Below are 2,059 nucleotides of genomic sequence, written 5' to 3'. Positions count from 1 at the left end.
CGGCACTGCGCGGCTGACCTGCGTCACGCACTAAGCCTTCTGATCAAACTCGGGTGTGGGCCGGGCGAGATCTTCTCGCCCGGCCCCACGGGCCGTCGCAGACGAGCTGGCACGCTGTTGTGGTCGGTCGCGGCGCGCCGGGCGGGGCCGTCGCGCCGCGCCCACTGCCCGAGGCCTTCCCAGTCGTGGTGACGGCTCGTCCGCCGATCAGGACCCTCGGTGATCTGTTTATCGTGCCCGTCGTCAGCCCCGTGCCGTACCCGCTGCCGCCGATGGCTGCGGTGAGTACGGGGGAGTTGCCGGTCGGGGAGAAGTGGGTCTACGAGCCGAAGTTCGACGGCTTCCTTAACTGATTCCCTATGGATGATCCCCTGTCAAGGCGGTGTCTTGCGTGGGGGTTGTCGGCCGCGTGAGGATGGTCGGTGGGGAAGGTCGCCTCGTTTGTCGACGCCCTCGGGCGTCGGACCTGATGTGTCCCGCGGGGACTCCGTGAGGGGCCTTCCCCGCCTTGTGTGTCGCGGGGCTCTTGCGGCCGCGCCGGCGGGCCCGGACCTCGGTGGGGACGGTCCATTGCTCGGCGATGATCGCCTTCGCCGTGGCGGGGTCGACGGGGGTGCCGTCGGTGTCGCAGATGACGTAGGGCATGCCGCGACGCAGCACCGCCCAGGCGCGTTCGGCCAGCGCGGCGGCGACCACGCAGAGCGCTTTGGTGTGCGTGGCGCCGCGTCCGACGATCTGGGTGTAGTAGATCTTCGCTAGTTGCGGGTCCTGGCGGCGGGCGTTGTCCGCGGCCCGGATCAGGGTGGTGCGCAGCAGCGCCGGCCCGGCCTTGGACATGGGCTGGCCCTTGCGGTCGGTGTTACCGGTCTCGCTGGTGCGCGGGGCGAGCCCGGTGAACGAGCGGAACCGGCGCGCGGTGGGGAACCGGGCGGGGTCGCCGACGATGGCGACCAGTGCCGGTGCGCCGACGCGGGCCAGGCCGGGCAGGCTGCGCGCGAGCTGGCCGGGGTCGACCCATCGGTAGGCGTGCTCGCGGTGTGCGGCGTGCTCGGCCAGTTCGGCCTGGACGGCGCGCAGCAGCCGGACCTCGGTGGCGACCTCGGCGGCCAGGTCAGGGAACGGCATCGCCGGATAGGCCGCGTAGAGCTCGACCGCGGCGGTGGCGGCGGCCCGCCAGGCCGCGGCCCGTGCGGCGCCCTGCTGCCCGCGCGAGGCCTTGCCGATCACGGTGGTGAGCCGGGCCGGGCCAGCGGCGAGCAGCGCGCGCGGGTCGGCCCAGCGCTCGAGCACGGCCAGGTCGGCCTGCCCGAGCTCGCCGGTCAGCGGGGTGGCCGGCAGCAGCTGGCGGACCAGGTCTTTGATCCGCACCTTGTGCGCGGCCGCGGCCTGGGTGAGCCGGTCGGTGGCCCGCACGCGCCGATCCAGCGCCGCGATCTGCGCCCCAGGCAGCTCCAGCGGGCGCAGCCCGCCCGGGTCGAGCAGCGGCAACCGGGCCAGGGTGTCGGCGTCAATGCCGTTGCTTTTGGCGTGCCGGGACAGGAACCGGCGCAGGTCCGCGGCCTTCGCGCTGGAGACCCGGAACACCGTGTGCCCGCGGCCGAGGAAGAACACCGCGACCGGCAGCCACGCCGGCCCGGTCGGCTCGAGTACCACCTCCAGCCGGGTCCCCGGCGCGGCGCCGTGCAGGGCGGCGTCCTCGATCCGGGACAGCTCGGCCACCGTCGGCCCACTACGGCCCCGACACACCGTGCGACCCGCCTCGTCGAGCACCCGCACGGTGTGCGCGCTGGCGATCCCCAGGTCGATGCCCACCAGTCGTCGTTGCATCCGCGTCCTCCCTGCAGCCGGGCCTTGTCGCTCCGGGCTGTTCCGCGCAGGGCGGCGCACTGATCGGCCACGGTCCCCACGGGCGGCAAGCGATCCTGACGACGGCTCCCACTCATGTGCTGCAACCAGACCCGACCCGCCAAGGGGGCCGGTCTACTTCCCTCATCCGGGGCACCCGTAGAGTGTTCCCGATTTTATTGACACCGGTTTAGGCTGCCAGGTCGGTTAGTTC

Annotated in this window: 1 protein-coding gene; it reads right to left on the bottom strand. The window is 73.0% G+C overall.

All coding sequences use genetic code 11. From position 1 onward, the window contains the following. Positions 1 to 357: 357 nt before the first annotated feature. Positions 358 to 1,827 (bottom strand): IS110 family RNA-guided transposase, encoded by a 1,470-nt coding sequence (locus LWC33_RS34560; RefSeq protein WP_233308922.1) that lies wholly within the window; start codon positions 1,825 to 1,827, stop codon positions 358 to 360. Positions 1,828 to 2,059 lie beyond the last annotated feature (232 nt).

It is taken from the genome of Pseudonocardia terrae (genome assembly GCF_021343995.1).
GTDB classification, from domain to species: Bacteria; Actinomycetota; Actinomycetes; order Mycobacteriales; family Pseudonocardiaceae; genus Pseudonocardia; species Pseudonocardia terrae.
Note: the sequence above shows the minus strand (reverse complement) of the source record. Positions and strands in the feature narration are given on the sequence as shown.